Here is an 18,092-nt window from a genome sequence, read left to right as displayed (position 1 = left end):
TATACCGACACCAAGCGGAGCGAAGCTCCCCACTATGTCGCATTCCTCCCCGCCGCAAGCGACGGGGTTTCCTGCTTGTAGAAAGATGAATTACATGGTCAACGGATCATCTCGATAGAAGAAGTTCGGTGTTCGAACCGTCTCATCGTACTCCTTGTCGAAGATGTGTACCGTTGAGGATGCGTTAGGGGGCAAAAGCCAAGACCTATCACCGGTCACCGAGCGGCCGGCCGCCGCTTCATCAGACTCAAATTGTTTGAACTGATCGGCTGCGGTGTGGTGATCAACGATCCGCACCCCTTCCGTGTCGAACGAATGCAAGACGGCCCGGTTGAGTACGGTCAGTGCTTGATCTTTCCATAACGACCTGTCTGTCGTCGTATCAAGACCCAACCGTGTAGCAACCTCCGGAAGCATATCGTACCGATCCGTATCCCCGAGATCTCGGCTTCCGATCTCCGTCCCCATATACCAGCCATTGAACGGCGCGGCAGGATAGCGAATGCCACCTATTTCCAAGATCATATCAGATACGATCGGGACTGCATACCACTGCAATCCAAGCTCAGCAAACCAGTCGTGATCAGGATGTGAAAGTGGAATCTCAAGCACAATCTCATCAGGCAGTTCAAACAGTTCAGGCTCTGTGTCCCCGATCTGAATCACGAGTGGTAGCACATCAAACGGCGTGCCCTCACCGCTCCAACCGCGGGACTGACAGTAGCTCGTTAGTGCCACTGAGTCAGGATCGCCAATAACACCAGAATCCGTCTCATAGCCAGCATAACGGATCAGTTGATGATTCCAGATTCGAACTCGTGGGTTTTCTTGAACCGCTGCCGGAAACACTGAGATTGTCGGCACGATGTTCCCATCGTTGGTTGCAGTGGTGATGTGGGAAACCAGTTCGTCATAGACTTCTTCGGCGGTGGTCGCTTCCCGACAGTCTCGTGCTCGTAGGCTGTCCCAAAAATGGCGGCCAATACATCGATTACTGTTTCGCCACGCCATTTTTGCACCGTGTTCAAGTTCCATGGACGTGTGCGTGTAGTGACCCGTTCTTCCGATTGTATGCCAGATTGCTTCAAGCCGTTCATCAACATCGTCTTCACGATCACATTCGGCGTAACACTGATCAAGAAAGTCAATTGCGGCTTCAAGCCGCTCTTGCTTGCCCCTCTTGGATTGCGAGGAATACATAACAAAGCGTTGGGCGTGGATTCGAATAGAGGTTATAGAAAGCAAGGTGAATATACCCGCCTTTCGGTGAGGAACGAGTGTTCCGACCGTTGCGGTCAGAACCGAGTGACGAACAGGCGGGTGATGAAACCGACGTGGTGGGGATCAACCAACTACTCATCGTATGACCAGAGTTTCCAACGGTAGCATTTATTTGACAGGCCGACCTATCATACGCTAGGAATCAGTCGGAACGGAGCGGATTCCGTCTCGTCCTTCGGAGGTGGCCTGTCCACCCGCGTAATGAGACAATATCCGAAACCGCAGCCGGTGAACACATATGCTAGAAGCGTATGCTCGTGCCGACTGCTCAAAGCGAGCCAGACGATACCCCCGACTCTGTTGACGCTTGCCGGCGTCCCGCTGGCAAAAACAACATCGGGACGCCAAACACGGTCGAGGATAGGGGTAACGGCCACTTGGCATGGCTAGCAGTCCACCACATCGACACTGTGGGACTACCCGTGCCCGAAAGGTGTGGTAGTCTGTCGATTGGACTGCAAACCTGAAACTCCCACCGCTCGGGATTCCTCCCGCCTTCAGGCGGAGGAGGATGTCAAGTGCTATCTCGCGGTGTCGGAAAGTGCGAAATAATGAAATCATTATCAGGAATTTCCTACGATACCTAACAGCAAAATTATATATTATATTCGGTAGTTTGAGTGAATAGTTATCATTACTGCAGGATTCCAATCAGAGCAAGAATCATATAAGATCTAGTGGACTCACACGATTGATCAGGCACTAGAAGCGTTTTATTTACTCGAACGACAACTACCAACTACAGAATGGCGACCTCAGAAAACGAACAAAATAGCATTATGACTGAGTACCGGGAGCGATTGGATGCACTAGATGCGACGCTGGCATCAGAGATGGGCCGGTGGAGCGTCCCGGCATTGCGGGTCGCCGTCGGAGTGGTGTTCATCTGGTTCGGTGCACTGAAAGTACTCGGCGTCTCGCCGGCTGGCGATCTCGTCGCTTCGACAGTTTATATCCTTCCAGCTGAGTTTTTTGTTCCGGTGCTCGGTGTCTGGGAGATAATCATCGGCGTTTGCTTGTTGTATCCGCCGCTTACGCGTGCCGGATTGCTGCTGCTGGCACTCCAGCTCCCGGGAACGTTTCTTCCGATGGTACTCCTTCCTGAAGTTGTCTATACTACGTTCCCTTACGGGTTGACAGTCGAGGGACAGTATATCGTAAAGAACCTCGTGATCATCGCCGGCGCGCTCGTTCTCGGGAGCACCGTCAGAGGCGGATCCGAATCTGCGTGAGTCGTATGGTCTAAGTACTGTTCCAAATGTTGCGTGCTTAGTTTTCCACCCTCCTTGGCGAGATTCTTCGCGTTGTTTGGGACGCGGAGGATGCCACATTGGGACTTCGTGAACCGTCTCAACGGAGACGATTGAACGGTACATCGAACGGAACAGAACACGCCTAAGTGCCGGCTTCACCCTCCGTGTCAAGCTCCGAGGGACTCGCCTTGTTTTCCCTGTATAATGTGTCTCACGGCGGATTTGATTTTGTCGGGGCGTTGGGCCTGTTGCGATGTGCCGTTCTCACCTTCGGTGTTGTACTCTTGCTGCTGGAAGTAGTGTTTGTCCTGTTTTAGTCTGTCCGACTTCGGTCGAGGCGGACAGCTTGGCTGCGTAGCAGTGGCGAGTATCTTTTCTAAGATCGGTCGTTGGTTATATCCTGACCCTATATTGCGTGAGCTGACCAGTTCGTTTTCTGAAAATCTTTTGTGTGAGATGCGCGCTGTCTATTCATCGCTCGGGGAATCATTCTATTTTGTAGCTGATAGGTAGCCGAGTGACCGATGCAGAGGACGTACCCTGCATGGTTCTAGAGAGGTACAGTATATTTAACAGATGGAACTGACATAGAAATTATAATTTTACGGTGATTCCCATAGAAATCATAAGATAAAAAATATGAGCTTGAATGGCATTGTTTAGCTCTGTTGTTGATCTTCGCTGATGTACTGGAACTGAACGTAAAGCACTTTTATAGCTCAACTGGTATTTTAATTGTATATGAACTTTTGAATGAAACAGCGTGCATCTAATTTGGTGGGATCAAAACGAAAATATAGAGATATGGGCAAGCCATTCGCACCTACGGACGGCATCAACGCAGTCGTCACAGAGTTCCTGCTCCATGGTCGTGTGTGTTCCGTCCCGATTGTGAACGCGCAGAGTTCGTCTAATCCCACTTCTCCGGGAGCACGCTTCACAGCCTGCAGGAGGATCGTCAGTTAATAACAGCTGTACCATGTCCATATTTATATTTCTTAGCGTAACTGTATGAGGATTCTGGCGGGCCCATCATGGCATTTATATCCGCTTCTCTGTCAGTGTTTGTTGGTTTCTCATGATAATATCGCCCGAATTAGGGAATGGATTCAATTGTTGCGCCCGAGCAGTCCCTTGGATTTCGACGACTGTGTGTCAAGTATCCGATGCAGTGAGTAGCAACGTATTCGCAACCAGCATATCGATGGCTCGTCTCAGCCGTTCGGATGCTGCTTGATCAGAAATATCGAACTCGTTAGCAATTTCTTGTGTTGAGATCTGCCGTGGGAGCGCGTAATAACCCATTTCGACGGCATACATAAGCGTCTCACGCTGCGGTGCTGTCAGTCCATACCACGGCCCGGCATCGGGTTTTGTTGGATTGTAGATGCGCCTGATATCGACTGGGATATCACTCTCGAAACAGTCCTTCTGAAATTCTGAGAGGGCGTCGTGGGTGCGGAATCGAATTTGAAAGACCCAGGTATCTTGTCCACCAGTCGCCTCCAGAATGTGCCCATCCACAGTCAGTACACTATTAAAAAACCCATCAGTATCCATTTTCCAATCTAACCCATACAGTGTTTCCGCATTGTGAGAGCTGACAACATAGAGATCAGAGACCGTTGGATGGTCTCGAACACGCGCCTCAAATTTTTCGCGGACATGATCGGTGGCATGAAAAAATGGGACTGACCGGCCACCAAGTGGTACCATCGTTTTGAGAGTTATTTTCCCCTCTCCCTCGGTGGCTAAAATTTGGCCAAGCTGGAACTCTGTTGCTGGGAGGGCCAGTTCAATGATAACAGGCACAGATATTCACAAACAGACAGGCGAATTAAAGCCTCGCTCTGTTGTTAGCCGGATCCGTGCACAAAGCATGGTTGACCATGCCTTTCGGTATACATATCCCCGTGGCCGATAATAATTATCTATGTTGTTAGCCAACAGAACTCCAGATGGGCGTTTTGATGTCCGCATTAGCTCTACCGAGTTCGGCCAGCTTGTCATCAAACAACGGTTTGAGGCGGCCGTATGAGTGATCCATTGCGGACAGATTCTTTCACCAGCAAAGCCGATTTTGAAACCGCGCTGGGAACATTACTTGATGCAGCCGAAAAGAATGATATTGATCCCAAGGGGAGTTGGGTTTTCAGTACCGACAGCAAGATTGGTCATAACTATGAGGTCATTGTGTATGAACTAGAGTAAGCACAGAGCAAAATCGGAGAACAACCGGTCAACAATCACTGTGAATCAATCTGTGAGTGTGATTATATCTAACAGATTTCGGTTACTGGCGGTGTGACGCTGGGGGGCACAGTTCAACAGTACTGCTGTTACAGTGGCACTGAGCGGCTGATTAACGCCACAACTTGTTTAATTATTTAGCTATGTGAAATCGAACTACGATCATTTCTCGTCTGTATAAGCGGCATTATGTATTAGGGTGAGAAGCTATACGCCAGTGAAAGAATCTTATTATTATGCAGGTTCTAAAGACGAAAATATCCTTTTCAGATGCCCGTCAGTCGATGAACCGATATGGTGAACTGCTGGCTTTTGTTTTCATGCCTATGATTGACTACGGGGTGAGGTAGATGGATGCAGACCCAAATAGTGAGGAGGCGGTCGAAGTCCTCCAACAACTTGGCCTCAAAGAGTACGAGGCCAAGTGTTTCGTTGGGTTGACGCGGCTTAATATGAGCACAGCAAAAAAACTCAGCAGTCTTACCGATGTCCCCCGTACCCGAATATACGACGCGATACGCATTCTTGAGGCACAGGGGTTAGTTGAGATCCAACACACGAGCCCACAACGCTTTCGCGCAGTTTCCTTAGAGGAGGCAACTGCCACCCTTCGTGATCAGTATGAGGGTCGTGTTGATCGGCTTCACAACGCGCTCAACACAGTCGAGACCGTCGAGGATGACGACAGCTCGTCGGTACAGGAAGTCTGGACGATGCGCGGCCGCGACCCGATCGAAAACCGGACGGAGCAACTCATCAACACAGCGACCGAAGAGATTGTCCTGGTCATCGGGGATGAAACGCTGTTGACCGCAGACCTGGTCGAGACGCTAACCGGGGTGGAAGACGACATCGAACTAACCGTGGGCGCACTAACACCGTCGCTGCAAGCAGAGATCCAAACAGCCGTACCGGCCGCCACGACGTTTGTCTCCGAGCTTGGATGGTTGCACGGTGAGCATGCAACGGCGGATGACACTGCGATCGGTCGCCTGCTGATGGTTGACCGTACCTCGATTCTGGTAAGCTCGATCATCCCGGATTCAAAAGCCGAACAAGCTGTTTTCGGTGAGGGGTTCGGAAACGGGCTTGTAGTCGTTGCTCGCCGGCTGATGTCTCAGGGGCTTGTCACCGAGAACACGTCGGAAACGTAGCTGTTGGGACGCTGACGGCACTGTTATTCGGTAATTTCCCGTGGTGGCTCCACCTCAGGAGGCGTCGTTGCGGCTCCGATCAGCGTCTGTCGATCACGGAGGTAATGGAGGCTGCTAGTGACAACGAAGACGCCACTGGCCAGCAGTGCGTACTCGAATCCGCCAACGGAGGAAAACGGTGTCACCCCTTGGACGGCGATAACTACCAACACAGAGATAACCGCACTCAGCAGCAAATAAAATTGGCTCCACGGGAGGTCATTCGGTGGAACAACATCGAGGTAGAGATCAAACTCCTGAATCTGATCGGTGATACTGATGGTTTTGCGATCTTTCGCATACACGATCACATCTAGTCGATCCATCGTCGGGAGATGCGTTTGGTGGAGAGCCGTATACACCCGCTTTCGTTGCTTCGGTGTCACTGCGTGCAGTTCAACGCCATTTTCCCATGCGGCGATCTGTGTAGAGAGTTCTCGGATGGTGACCGACTCACCGACCTGTGACAAGTAATGAAGTGTGAACCGCCGCCGGCGACTGCTTAATGTTTCGAAGACAGCTTCGGTTGATAGTCCTTGCTCGTCGGCTTGGAGTGATTTGGCAACCGCCCGCAGTTTGCTCATATGACCAGTCGAGAACTCTGTGAAGCATTAATACCACACAATTTCTATATTATTTGATTATTAATTAATCGAGTGAGAAAAATCGATTCCGCTCTCACTATCCTGATTCAGCGAGAGACTCCCGCCCTTCCCATGAGTGACGGGTGTTCCGACGCTCGGTCGGAACCGAGGAGCAAACAGGGCGTTAACGAGAGCATTGACCGCCATGACCCGTGAGTCTGCCGCTGAAACCGGCGGGCGATGACATCTCACGGGATGGGAGCGCCCGTGACAGCGCCACGACCCACCGAGAGACGAGGGAAGAACCCTCACAGATGACTCTCTCGACTTTCCACGGATCGGAACCCTCTGCCAGCAACAGCGAAACGTAGCTGGTATTCCCCATGCGTGGGAAGCCGCCCCGTGCACGGCGCGGAGGATGTCACTTTTATTCGAATGACTTCTTCAAGACGTTCAGGTCAACCATACCTAATTGTTCTAACCACTATCGTTTAGCGGAACTACATGACACAAAAACCGACTCCTAACCTTTTGCGGGCGATTCACCGCACCGAGTATACCGGTGAGAATAGGTGTCGCCCTTGTACCGTCATCAATCTTATTCTTGCGGGGGCAATAACCGCTGGGGCTGCGGCTGTCTGGCAGCCAGCTATCATTCCGGTTGCGTTGGTTTCGCTTGCGAGTATCTATTTTCGTGGGTACTTGGTACCTGGCACGCCTGCGTTGACCAAACGGTATCTCCCTGACCGGGTACTCGATCTGTTTGGAAAGTCGGCGGCCGACACCCCGATGCCACCGGCGGAACCGACGGATACGTTCGACATCGTCTCCTTTCTCACCCGAACATCGGTTGTGGTCGATGACGGTGACGATATTGGGCTCGCCCCGGAATTTGAGGTGGGGCTCAAGGTGGCCGCACTTGAGCTTGATTCCGATGCAGCACTCCTTGCTGGTTCGGCTGATCTGCTAGATGTTGCCCCGGAGCAGCTATCGTTTGTCGATGGCGGCCTGTCGTGGCGTGTCTCTGTTGACGACTCGATCCGTGGCCGCTGGGAGTCACGGGCGGCGTTTATCACCGATCTCGCGGCTCACCGGACACTTGCCGACTGGACCGATGACTGGGATGCGGTTCCGGGGTCGGCTCGGGGACGAACCCTCTCAGCGATCCGCGCCTGCTGTGACACCTGCCCCGTCTGTTGGGGCGAGATCAGGCTTGGAACCGAATCAGTGAGCTCCTGCTGTCGGGAGTATGAGGTGGTCGCTGCCGTCTGCCACGACTGTGATGCTCGCCTCTTCGAGACTGATGCCGCTGCTGTTGGTGACGCTTGAACGACACCAGATTGCGGGCTGTTATTTTGTCGCCGATATCAAAAGAAGCGTGCGAGGAGCCGTGTCACCTGGCCGCTGGTGCCCAGCCGCCCAGCGTATAGCTGGTAGATGGTGGAACCGGCAAACAACAAGAGAGAGGCTGTTGCGGGAATGAGCGGATCGACTGCAGAGAGTAGCGGAACTGCTGCTAACGAGCCGACTGTCACAACCAGTCCGACAACGCCGAGTGCGCGATAATACTCCCCCCATGTGACGCCGATACGTGTTGTCACATCCATATAGCGATTCAGCTGCCCCGCCTGCGAGCAGACACGCACCGTCTTCCGGTTTGGATCATACACCACCAGTCCGAGGCTGTCCAATTTCGGAAGGTGTGTCTGATGGAGCGCGTTGTAGACGCTTTCGCGGAGCGCGCGTGGCGCGGGGCGTTCTCCAGACTCTGCGGCTGCGATTCGTTCCGAAAGGTCACGCAACGACATACTCTCCGGCTGTTTCCACAGCTCTGTGAGCACCTCGCGCCGGCGCGCGTTACTGAGCACGCTGTACACTTCTACCTCGGGCAGCATGGCCTGATTGAACATTGCTCGTCGCAACGCGCGTGAGTAATATAGATATGAATTCACTGCTATTTGGGTACAGATAGCAGGGTGCGGGTACCAAACCGGTATGTCAACTGGATACTACTGGTACGGGAGCTGTACAAATCGGTATGACCAGTCCACCCGGTCGGTATGGTGGCTGGAGATGACCGGTATGTCCGCCCAACGAGGCGGTATGCGTTCCGTGCAAACTGGTATGGTCAGTCTGTTTGAATCCGAAATGGCATAATCATCCGTTCAAAACACCTCCGAGAGGGCCTCAAACCGTTGAATCAGCACATAGGTAATACCCCCTGTGATGTGGGGATAGTTGTCCCGAGCCGACCGGACGATCCTGTGATTGTTCAACGTGGTCTACCCGGGAAACAGACCCATGACAGAAGACAACAACCCCCAACTGTACAGCCTCTCACGCCGCAAAATGGTAGCCGGTCTCGGTGTTGTCGGCCTCGCGTCTGCGGGTGCCGGCGTCGGTACCTCAGCGTTTTTCAGCGATGAAGAGAGCTTCGAAAATAACACGCTCACCGCGGGGACGCTCGATATGAGTGTCACCGCCAACGTCGTCGCGGCCGACGACTACTGGACCGGGCAAGGAGCCCTTGACCTGAGCGAAACAGCTGACGGCGACGTGGTTTCCGGCATTCAGGTCGACGATGTCAAGCCCGGCGACTGGGCGGTTATCTGCTTCGATATCGAGGTCGGCGACAACCCCGGCTACGTGCAGGTGCGCACAGACGACTTCGCCGAGGCCGGCGGTGCCAACCCCGAGCCCGAGCAGGACGTCGAGGGTGACACCGACAACGATGCCGATCTCGGTGACTTCCTGCTGACGACCGTGTGGCAAGACTATGACGAGACCAGTGGCGACAAGACTGGACTCTCCACACTCGATCCCGTATTCAACAACGCCTCTGATGCGCTTGATATCGATTACGAACCACCAGTAGATGTTGATGGTGTCGTCGACGGTGACGCTCACTACACAACCGCACGCGAGGCAAACGCGGTGCTTGAGAACGGCTACCTAATCAAAGACGACAACGGCGACCTGCTGCCGATCAACGACGGGGCCGAGGGCGAGTACTCGTTTTGTCTCCTCCTTGAGATCCCGTTCCAGGTCGGCAACGTGATTCAGGGCGACTCGATCTCGTTTGATCTCGTCTTCGAGACCGAACAGGTTCGACACAACGAGGATCCGTTCAACAACACAGTCCCGGTGAACAACACAGCTCCGGTGAACAACTCAACTGGTGGTCAATAAGATCGTAGTAGAAGTACCGAATAGCGGATTCTTTTGGAGCCTTCCCCGCTGACGCTGACTGGCTCCCCGCTGTTCAGGCTCTGTTGTCCGATGGAAATTGTCCCGGACAGCCGATCGACTCCCATCCCGCGTTGGTATACCACGACGGTTCGATTCCGCCGGCGGGATTTCCCCCCACGGGGATGACATATAATGAATGAAAAACTCAGACTCTCCCGCCGCAAGGTGCTCGCGGGGATCGGTGTCGTTGGACTCGCGTCTGCGGGTGCTGGTGCCGGCACGAGCGCGTTCTTCAGCGATGAAGAGGAGTTCGTCGACAACTCGCTCGTCGCGGGTGAGCTTGACCTGCTGGTCGACTGGCAACAGACCTACGACTTCGGCGACGGCCAAACCTTCGTCAGTGCCCATCCCGATCACGACGGCGACGGCGAACAGTCGGTCGAAATCGACGGCGAAATCGCCAAGTACAGCGACTTCCCGGACGAGGAGGACGCCGACAGCAACGGCGCGAACATCCCAGTACTGGACTGCGACAACGTCCCTCCGCTGTCGGAGGCTGACTTCGGCGTCGATCCCGTCACCGACGAGGAGATGGACACCCTCGTGCAGTTCACCGACGTGAAGCCGGGCGACGCCGGCGAGATCACGTTCTCGCTGCACCTGTGTGACAACCCCGGCTACCTCTGGATGCAGGCTGACAACATCTCCGAAGACGGCGGCGTTCACACCGAGCCCGAGATGGCGGTCGATCCCGACAACCTCGGCGACCTCGGCGACGCCATCAACGCGCGGCTCTGGTACGACGAGGACTGTGACAACGTGTACGACTCCGCGGAGTCGGTCGACATTATGCTGACGCTCGACTTCTCGGGCTCGATGCTGTACGATGAGTACGGCGGCCTCGTCAGCAATGACGAGATTCAGCTCAATGGGAACACTTACAACGAGACGACAAAGATCGACCTCGTCGAACTCGGAGCCCGCCAGTTCATCGATTTCCTGCAGAACGCGGGCGCGGACGCCCAAGTGGGCGTGGCGTACCTCGACGGCGAAGGCAGCGACGACAATATCCCCCGGACTGGGATTCTCCAAGAACTGACGACCGACCTCTCGGTTGTCGACGGGGCACTCACAGGGCTTCGCCAGAAGCTTGCGAACGTTGTGACCGGTAGTGCCCCCTCGGATCCCTCCGACGGTGACGGCGATCCGGATCCGTTTTCCACGAATGGGATCGCGACTGGTACCTACCTCGGTGAGGGTGTCGACGATGCGCAGACTGAACTCGATGCTAACGGCCGCCCCGGCGCGGAAAAGCAGACCATCGTCCTTTCGGACGGCGAGTCGTTCAACGGCACCGGGAGCACCCAGTTCTCCTCGCCTGAGGACGCCGCGGCCAGCGCGCGTGCCGGCCCCGGTGGAGCGATCAGCCCCTCGCCTTCCTCCCCCGAAACCAGCGTCTACACGATCAACGTCGACGGCAGCGCCAGCACCTTAGCGGCGATGGCCGGCCCAGCCGGCGGATCGGGCGACGACCCGGCGTTCTTCAACGACATTGATGACCCGCTGGACATCCCGACGGTGTTCGGCAACCTCGCGGCGCAGGCCACCCAGGAGAAGGTGATCATGGAGGACACGCTTGCGAACGTCCTCGCCGAGTTAGCGGACGGCAACGGCATCCCGCTCGACGGCAACCGCGCGACGCTGTACGAGGAGTTGACTGATCCTGCTGACGACCCCGACCGCGAGGCGTTCCGCAACGCTGGCGTGATGCACTGTGTCGCGCTCTCGTGGGAGCTCCCCTTCGAGATCGGCAACGAGATCCAAGGCGACACCCTCGGCTTCGACTTAGGGTTCTACACCGAACAGGAACGGCACAACGATGGTGCCGGGCCACAAGTCGCTTGATCGATTCGTGCGACAGCCCACGACGGCGAACGGGGGTTCGACTCCTCCGGTGGGTTTTCTCCCGTCACCGAGGCAGGGAGCACGAAACAGGCACCGGCAACGGTCACACACGACCGCAGACAACGACGAAATACCGAAATAAACAGCAAATGACAGAACATAACGACCCCACACTGAACAGCCTCTCCCGACGCAGCATCCTCGGGGGTATCGGCGCAGTCGGTATCGCTTCCGCTGGTGCCGGGCTTGGCACGAGCGCGTTTTTCTCCGACGAGGAGGAATTCATGAACAATAGTCTCCAAGCTGGCACCCTCGATCTGAAGCTTGACTACAAAGCAACGTACCTCGGTGGCCCAGGCCGACTCGATGCGGTCGAGGCTATGGGCTACCCGAACGTCGAAGAGATCACCGACGACGGCGAGTCGACCGGCCGGTACCTCCTTGCACAAGCACCATCGCCAGCGGATATGCAGGAATGGGAAGATCTTGTCCAGGGCGAAGCATTCGACTTCTGCAGCCCTGCAGCCGACGAGTTCCTCGTCAACGGCGACGGGATCCCGATGTTCACCCTCTCGGACGTGAAGCCCGGCGACTCCGGGGAAGTCACGGTGAGCATCCACATCTGCGACAACCCCGGCTACCTTCGGATGATGGGCGACATCACCGAGAACGTCGAGAACGGCCAGACCGAACCCGAGATCGACGCCGAGGGCGAGGACACCGACGGCATCGGCGAACTCGCTGACGCGATCGAGGTCTGCGTCTGGTACGACGAGGACTGCGACAACGTCTTCGAGCCGACCGGCACGGGCCAACAGAACGAACTGGAAGTCGCACTCGTGAGTGACACGTCAGGATCCATCACGGAGAGCGAACTTGCCCAGCTCAAGACCGCAGGGAAGGACTTCGTCGACAACCTTTCGGTTCCCGACGAGGCGGCGGCGATATCGTTCGCGACCTCCGCGTCCCTAGACCAAGAGCTGACGACGAACTACCAGGCCGTCAAGGACGCTATCGACACCTACGACGACTCGGGGTCGACGAATATGTCGGCCGGCATCTCGACCGCGGAGACCGAACTGCTTACCGGGACGAACGCAACCGCCGGCGCGTCGAAGGTCATGATCCTGCTGTCGGACGGTTCGCCCAACAGCGCCAGCGCGGCCACGGCTGCGGCGAACAGTGCCAAGGGCCAGGGTATCCGCGTCTTTACCATTGCGCTCGGGTCTGGTGCCAACGAGGCATTCCTCGAGAGCATTGCCACCTCGCCCGACGACGCCTTCGTCGCTCCTGACGGTGCGGATCTGGACACCGTCTACGCGGAGATCGCCCAGATTGTCCTCGACGGCGAACAGAAGATCGCGGAGGGGACGATGGCCGAAGTGTTCGCCCAGCTCTCGGAGGGCGTGCTCCTCGACGGAAACCGCCAGGAGGAGGGCACCCAGCCGTACCCCGGTGCGACCACCCAGTGTATCGGCTTCGAATGGACGTTACCGTTCGATGTTGGTAATGAGGTCCAGACTGATTCAGTCGGCTTCGACTTTGGGTTCGAGGTCGAGCAGTCACGGCACAACGAGACGCCGTTCGGCGCTAACAACACGGCCTCGAACGGCACACCGGCCGGAAACTAACAGCACAGCACATCGCCCCGATGGGGTAGCCTGATTCGGTGAGCGTGGTAGTGGCCGCCTGCCGTCCGGTACGAACGCCGTACCTGGATGACATCGGCTCATACCTATCTCCGCTATTGACCTACACTCATCCGACCAACGGATCGGTACGTCCGATCCACCAACGACCCGGCGTATCCGGGACAACTGACAATGACATTAACACGCCGGAAACTGTTGACGGGTATCGGTGGCGGGACGCTCACAGTCGGTGGGATCGTCGCCGTCGGGAAAACGCCCTGGAACCCGCCGCAGTTCTCACAGTACACGTACGCCGCACCCGATGATGATACCGATGACCAACGCCTCAGAATCGCGTGGTATGAGCGATACAACGGCACGTTTGTCGAAAACCATGCCGACACCGACGACGACCTCGAAACAACCTTGGATCCCGATGGGGGCCCTGGGTACACAGAAGAAGCGACGTTCGTGACTGACGCTTCCGGCCCGGTTATTGCCGTGCAAAACGTCCTTCCGGGTGACACCGGGGTTGTCGTTGTCGGTCTCGAAGTGGTTGCAGATCCTGCCGAGCCGCTTGACGTGTGGCTCCGTGCAGAGGTGACAGACGATTCTGAGAATGGCATCAACGGCCCCGAACAGGTCGACGGTGATACGACACCGAACGACGGTGAACTTGACGAGCTTGCGACCGTTGAGATATGGCGCGACGGCTCCCCGTTTGGCAGCTGTAACGGTCAAAAGGAGTTTGATGAGAGTCTTGAATCACCACTTGTCGCGCCCGCCCCCGTCGCTGACGCCTTCTCGCCGACGACTGACGTTGGTGCTGATGCAGGGCTTCTCGCATTCGACTGTCTTGATCCGGGAAGCTTGCGGTGTGTCGCGCTTCGCTGGGCGGTACCGGCCACCACCGGCAACGAAGCCCAAGGGGACTCACTGGGATTCGATTTCTCCTTCGGTGGCGGTCCGTGTGGGGAAGACAGCCCGTTCACCGCTGGAGGGTCACAATGACCGTGACTCGACGCCGGATCCTGGCGGCGGTAGCCGCCACGGGTGGGGCCGGCGCGCTGATGGGAACCGGTACCGCTGCAATGCTCCGCGATACAGAGCGGTATGACGCCTTGATCACGGCCGGCACAGTCGACCTGCGGGCGGAGTATGAACTGCTGACCGGCCCGGGTGCTGGCGAGCCTGACGGACAGGGGATAATCGATGGCCCACGTGTGCGGCTGCCAATCGGGTCGCTCAGCCCAACTGCTGCCTCCGGGAGCATGCGTCTCACGTTCGCGTTGCCGCAACGTGGCGATGCGGTCAACAACCCGGCGGCGTTGTGGCTTGCGACAGACTGCCCGGTTCCACAATCGACTGCAGTAGCGGAGTCGATTCACGTTGTGGTGTCGTACGCTGACTGTCACTCCGGAAGCCGCCTCCAGCGAGTCACTGCTGGATCACTGCGTGAGGTTGCTGAGGATCTCCGCGGGGGATTCCGGGTCGACGGTGATCCGTCGACGGCAGGCGACGACTGCTTGGTCGACACTGTCTGTCTCCTCATCGAGTACGAACTCGACGGCTATATCGGAACTGAGACGGTTGCATTACCGCTGTGGTTTGCAGCCCTCCAGTGCCGAAACGCATCCCCGCAGAATCCCTTCGCTGAGGTGGACGCAGATCCATGTCCTGCCGCTGACCCATGTCCATGCTGCAACAAGCTTGGGAAACTTGAGTTTGAAAACGATACGCAGTCGGGACTACGCGAGAGTTTCGCTACCCCCGGCGTATACGCTTTCAACGATGGCGATCCAGACTACGGGGTGGAGATCTACGACACCGCAGACAAGGATGGCGGTAGCGAAACGGTCGGGATTGCGTTCCGGCTTGTGAGCTTTACCGGTGGAAACCCCCCGCCGATTTGCACGGTCAAAGTCAAAGGTGGTCGCGGATACGAGCAGTACGACCGCACCGATAGCCTCTCGACGGACACACTGTCTCTCCCCGGCAGCGACACCAACGGTATCGTGTACGCACCAGAGGGAACCGCGATTAGCCACGTCAGAGTCTGTGTCTGTACGGCCGATTCGAAGGCAGACTGCGAGGGGTGTACTGATCCCTCACATTCGACTACTGGCGACAGCGGTTGGAATGGGAACGGGAACGGGAACGGAAACGGGAACGGTAATGGTGCGCCCGGAGCCGCCCGAGGTGGCCGATGATCCCGCTCTCGCGGTCATCGTTGCCGAAAGCGCGGAGTCTTGTGGTGACGCTCGTGCTGATCGCGGCTGTCTCGCCGTTTGTCGTGTTTGCCCTCCCCGAGGTGGTTGGGGCCGACGAGAGCTACGTCGTCCTGTCAGGAAGTATGGAGCCAACACTTTCGCCCGGTGATGTGGTGATCGTCGATGCAACTGCCAGCGTGGGTGTCGGTGACATCATCACGTATGATACCGGCGACCAGGTGCCGACAACACACCGTGTGATCGACGAACGGGACGGTGGCTACCAGACCAAAGGTGATGCCAATGAGAACGTTGATTCGGGGCTCGTTGCCTTTGAATCCGTTATCGGACGCACCATCATCACGATCCCGTTTGTCGGATATGTGATCCTGTGGGCGAATTCGCCTGTCGGCTACGTCCTGCTTGTGGTGATTCCGCTGGTGCTACTCGGCGTGAGTGAGCTCCGCAAGTGGGCTCGCCAGGATCCCACCACTGCATCAGACACAGCACACCAGTCAGTATCGGCCGGCAATCCAACAGAGACCGCTGGCGACGAGAGCGATGGGGATCGTGAGTGGCAGACCACAGATGACGTGGAGAATGGGGTTGATACCGATCCTGCAACACAGTCTACCCCCACTAGTAGCCAAGCCACTGAGAGCTCGGACTTCGATAACCCGTCCTCATCCGACACCGGGCAACTCGCAATCGTGGATCTGAAACTCACACTACTTGCGATGACAGTCTTGCTCGTATATGCGGGCTGGAACATCTACCGTGAGGTCACTACCGCCGCCGCACCGACCCCACTCTCGGTCGGCGTTTTCACTGCGGGGCTTCTTGGGCTCCTGTTTACGGGGGCGATGACCATCTCGGCATGGCAAGCGAACAAATCCGACGAGCCACGTTTGCCACCGGCCCTCCCGCTGCCTGACGGTGGCGAGGGTGAGATGTCGGAGGGAAGCGATGAGTAAACTACCCGTCGTTCTCAGTGCCCTCTTTGTCTTCGTCGCGGCGATGACCGGAAGCGGATCAGCCGCATTCCTATCGGATAAAGAATCGGTTTCCATCGGTTTTAATGCCGATGTACCGGCCATTGAGATGGTTTCACAGGATCACACCCTGCATACCATAGAGACAAATGTTACTAGCAACGAGACAGCACGAAACGCCATCAACAACGAGACAGCACGAAACGCCACCAACAACGAGACAGCACAAAACCAAACGGAAAACGGTTCATTGGTACCGGATACTGATGAGAACCTATCACCGGTACCGGACGGTCTCCCGGAAAATAACGCATCTGAAGTGCCTTCAAATGGAAGTTTGGCTCCCGATGAGGAAGTTCCACAGTCGGAAGAACCAGAGGACTCGGCATCCGATCGATCAGAAAACTCGACTACAAAAGAACGTCTAGAGTCGCAACCAGCTAATTCACCAGCGGAAGACGACGCGTCTAATCCAACTTCAAATGGTGAATCCAACACTGGATCCAACGATGAGACTTCACAATCGGAAAAATCAGATCACTCACCACCGGCCGAATCAGAAGATTCGTCTCCTGATGAAGACTCAAAATCGAAATCAGACAATCCCCCTCCAAAGGACGACACATCTGATACAGCGTTAGATGAGCAACCTGCTCCCGGTGGGAAGGCACCGCAGTCTGAAGAATCAGAGGAGTCGTCTACAAAAAAAGAATCAGGATCCCAATCAGATCATCCACCCGCTGAAGACGATACGGATGGGCCAGATCCAAATGAGGACTCACATTCGCCTTCGGACAGTACGACTCCACAGTCCGAAGAGCCGAACGACTTAGAAGCCGACAGTTCAAAAGGATCGCCTACTGAGAGCGATTCAGACTCCCAACCGAACGAATCACCTGAGGAAGATGATACATCCGAATCGCCCTCAGGTACGAATCCGACTTCCGACGGTGGAGCACCACACTCTGGAACGTCGGAGGAATCAGCACCTCCCAAATCGGATGACACATCGACGGGAGGAGATTCACAATCTTCTACAATAGAGACCCCAGAGCAGGCGACGACACCAAGTAAGTCCCCACCCGCCTCCTCCGAATCTGATACACAACGGCATGATAGCTCACCAGCCAGTGGTACGGCAGATTCACACACCCAAACCTCCGGACAGCCAAAAGATTCCGACGGTGGATCAAACGGCGACTCCACTGGGAGTAGTGTGAAGTCCGTTGGGTCGTCTTCAGGGGTAGACTCTGGTAGCAACAAACCTGATTCGACTCAGAACTCAAATACCCGATCAAACCGGGGCGGTGGATCTAGCGACTCGTCAGACGAATCCACCGGTTCCGAATAATGTCTCCCTCAATATGGCCACCAAATCTCCTACTCCCTGGCATGAGACCACATGCGATTCGCCGGAACGTGCTTGTGATCCTTGTTTACGTAGTTCTGTTTATATTCTTTAGTGGTGTGATCAATCGGATTATCAAAATGGGTTGATAGATAGTATGCAGTACAAATTAGTATCACGCATGCTCCAAAACCAGTCACCACCTAACAATCATATTATATGAATATTCATCGGAATTTGGCTGTTGTTACTATTA

Annotated in this window: 15 protein-coding genes; 11 read left to right on the top strand and 4 right to left on the bottom strand. The window is 55.8% G+C overall.

Annotation, left to right across the window (positions count from 1 at the left end; all coding sequences use genetic code 11):
• Window positions 1-90: 90 nt before the first annotated feature.
• Window positions 91-1,200 carry a nitric oxide synthase oxygenase gene (locus HKK80_RS12180; RefSeq protein ID WP_411799870.1) on the bottom strand — a complete coding sequence of 370 codons (1,110 nt, stop codon included), beginning with the start codon at window positions 1,198-1,200 and terminating at the stop codon, window positions 91-93.
• A gap of 827 nt (window positions 1,201-2,027) precedes the next feature.
• On the opposite strand from HKK80_RS12180, the gene HKK80_RS12175 reads away from it, so the two are divergent.
• Window positions 2,028-2,513, top strand: coding sequence for a hypothetical protein (locus HKK80_RS12175; RefSeq protein WP_411799869.1), 486 nt, complete (start codon window positions 2,028-2,030; stop codon window positions 2,511-2,513).
• 1,176 nt (window positions 2,514-3,689) lie between these two features.
• On the opposite strand, the gene HKK80_RS12170 is transcribed toward HKK80_RS12175, so the two are convergent.
• Window positions 3,690-4,346 (bottom strand): helix-turn-helix domain-containing protein, encoded by a 657-nt coding sequence (locus tag HKK80_RS12170; RefSeq protein WP_411799868.1) that lies wholly within the window; start codon window positions 4,344-4,346, stop codon window positions 3,690-3,692.
• A 222-nt stretch (window positions 4,347-4,568) separates the two neighbouring features.
• Here HKK80_RS12170 and HKK80_RS12165 point away from each other — a divergent pair, with 222 nt between their 5' ends.
• Together HKK80_RS12165 and HKK80_RS12160 are read left to right on the top strand one after the other, a co-directional pair.
• A complete protein-coding gene (locus tag HKK80_RS12165) occupies window positions 4,569-4,745 on the top strand; it encodes a hypothetical protein (protein ID WP_165853276.1) in 177 nt (58 codons plus the stop codon).
• Window positions 4,746-5,134: 389 nt separating this feature from the next.
• On the top strand, window positions 5,135-5,938 hold the full coding sequence (locus HKK80_RS12160) for a TrmB family transcriptional regulator (protein WP_411799867.1): 804 nt from the start codon (window positions 5,135-5,137) through the stop codon (window positions 5,936-5,938).
• A gap of 23 nt (window positions 5,939-5,961) precedes the next feature.
• On the opposite strand, the gene HKK80_RS12155 is transcribed toward HKK80_RS12160, so the two are convergent.
• Window positions 5,962-6,561, bottom strand: a complete 600-nt coding sequence (locus HKK80_RS12155) for a hypothetical protein (protein WP_411799866.1) — start codon at window positions 6,559-6,561, stop codon at window positions 5,962-5,964.
• A 702-nt stretch (window positions 6,562-7,263) separates the two neighbouring features.
• On the opposite strand from HKK80_RS12155, the gene HKK80_RS12150 reads away from it, so the two are divergent.
• The gene (locus tag HKK80_RS12150; protein WP_411799865.1) at window positions 7,264-7,890 is read left to right on the top strand and encodes a hypothetical protein; all 627 of its coding nucleotides are present in this window, start codon (window positions 7,264-7,266) and stop codon (window positions 7,888-7,890) included.
• A gap of 38 nt (window positions 7,891-7,928) precedes the next feature.
• On the opposite strand, the gene HKK80_RS12145 is transcribed toward HKK80_RS12150, so the two are convergent.
• Complete coding sequence (locus tag HKK80_RS12145) at window positions 7,929-8,471, bottom strand: hypothetical protein (protein ID WP_411799864.1); 543 nt, start codon at window positions 8,469-8,471, stop codon at window positions 7,929-7,931.
• Window positions 8,472-8,862: 391 nt separating this feature from the next.
• On the opposite strand from HKK80_RS12145, the gene HKK80_RS12140 reads away from it, so the two are divergent.
• The 7 genes from HKK80_RS12140 (at window position 8,863) to HKK80_RS12110 (ending at window position 17,839) form a co-directional block, all read left to right on the top strand.
• Window positions 8,863-9,750, top strand: a complete 888-nt coding sequence (locus tag HKK80_RS12140; RefSeq protein WP_411799863.1) for a SipW-dependent-type signal peptide-containing protein — start codon at window positions 8,863-8,865, stop codon at window positions 9,748-9,750.
• Between the two features lie 192 nt (window positions 9,751-9,942).
• The gene (locus tag HKK80_RS12135) at window positions 9,943-11,655 is read left to right on the top strand and encodes a SipW-dependent-type signal peptide-containing protein (RefSeq protein ID WP_411799862.1); all 1,713 of its coding nucleotides are present in this window, start codon (window positions 9,943-9,945) and stop codon (window positions 11,653-11,655) included.
• A 149-nt stretch (window positions 11,656-11,804) separates the two neighbouring features.
• On the top strand, window positions 11,805-13,286 hold the full coding sequence (locus tag HKK80_RS12130; protein ID WP_411799861.1) for a VWA domain-containing protein: 1,482 nt from the start codon (window positions 11,805-11,807) through the stop codon (window positions 13,284-13,286).
• A 192-nt stretch (window positions 13,287-13,478) separates the two neighbouring features.
• On the top strand, window positions 13,479-14,297 hold the full coding sequence (locus tag HKK80_RS12125; RefSeq protein ID WP_411799860.1) for a hypothetical protein: 819 nt from the start codon (window positions 13,479-13,481) through the stop codon (window positions 14,295-14,297).
• Window positions 14,294-15,496, top strand: coding sequence for a hypothetical protein (locus tag HKK80_RS12120; RefSeq protein WP_411799859.1), 1,203 nt, complete (start codon window positions 14,294-14,296; stop codon window positions 15,494-15,496). The genes HKK80_RS12125 and HKK80_RS12120 overlap by 4 nt, the downstream gene beginning before the upstream one ends.
• A complete protein-coding gene (locus HKK80_RS12115) occupies window positions 15,493-16,470 on the top strand; it encodes a signal peptidase I (protein ID WP_411799858.1) in 978 nt (325 codons plus the stop codon). The genes HKK80_RS12120 and HKK80_RS12115 overlap by 4 nt, the downstream gene beginning before the upstream one ends.
• The gene (locus HKK80_RS12110) at window positions 16,463-17,839 is read left to right on the top strand and encodes a hypothetical protein (protein ID WP_411799857.1); all 1,377 of its coding nucleotides are present in this window, start codon (window positions 16,463-16,465) and stop codon (window positions 17,837-17,839) included. The genes HKK80_RS12115 and HKK80_RS12110 overlap by 8 nt, the downstream gene beginning before the upstream one ends.
• Window positions 17,840-18,092 lie beyond the last annotated feature (253 nt).

The organism is Halonotius sp. F2-221B, assembly GCF_046719765.1.
Classification (GTDB): domain Archaea; phylum Halobacteriota; class Halobacteria; order Halobacteriales; family Haloferacaceae; genus Halonotius.
The sequence above is the reverse complement of the archived record's forward strand: the minus strand, read 5'-3'. Positions and strand labels throughout refer to the sequence as shown.

Excerpts from the sequence above, each read along its gene's own strand:
- HKK80_RS12110 (WP_411799857.1), top strand. The coding sequence starts at position 16,463 with ATGAGTAAACTACCCGTCGTTCTCAGTGCCCTCTTTGTCTTCGTCGCG.
- HKK80_RS12160 (WP_411799867.1), top strand. The coding sequence starts at position 5,135 with ATGGATGCAGACCCAAATAGTGAGGAGGCGGTCGAAGTCCTCCAACAA.
- HKK80_RS12165 (WP_165853276.1), top strand. The coding sequence starts at position 4,569 with ATGAGTGATCCATTGCGGACAGATTCTTTCACCAGCAAAGCCGATTTT.
- HKK80_RS12135 (WP_411799862.1), top strand. The coding sequence starts at position 9,943 with ATGAATGAAAAACTCAGACTCTCCCGCCGCAAGGTGCTCGCGGGGATC.
- HKK80_RS12120 (WP_411799859.1), top strand. The coding sequence starts at position 14,294 with ATGACCGTGACTCGACGCCGGATCCTGGCGGCGGTAGCCGCCACGGGT.
- HKK80_RS12115 (WP_411799858.1), top strand. The coding sequence starts at position 15,493 with ATGATCCCGCTCTCGCGGTCATCGTTGCCGAAAGCGCGGAGTCTTGTG.
- HKK80_RS12130 (WP_411799861.1), top strand. The coding sequence starts at position 11,805 with ATGACAGAACATAACGACCCCACACTGAACAGCCTCTCCCGACGCAGC.
- HKK80_RS12155 (WP_411799866.1), bottom strand. The coding sequence starts at position 6,561 with ATGAGCAAACTGCGGGCGGTTGCCAAATCACTCCAAGCCGACGAGCAA.
- HKK80_RS12180 (WP_411799870.1), bottom strand. The coding sequence starts at position 1,200 with ATGTATTCCTCGCAATCCAAGAGGGGCAAGCAAGAGCGGCTTGAAGCC.
- HKK80_RS12140 (WP_411799863.1), top strand. The coding sequence starts at position 8,863 with ATGACAGAAGACAACAACCCCCAACTGTACAGCCTCTCACGCCGCAAA.
- HKK80_RS12145 (WP_411799864.1), bottom strand. The coding sequence starts at position 8,471 with ATGTTCAATCAGGCCATGCTGCCCGAGGTAGAAGTGTACAGCGTGCTC.
- HKK80_RS12175 (WP_411799869.1), top strand. The coding sequence starts at position 2,028 with ATGGCGACCTCAGAAAACGAACAAAATAGCATTATGACTGAGTACCGG.
- HKK80_RS12125 (WP_411799860.1), top strand. The coding sequence starts at position 13,479 with ATGACATTAACACGCCGGAAACTGTTGACGGGTATCGGTGGCGGGACG.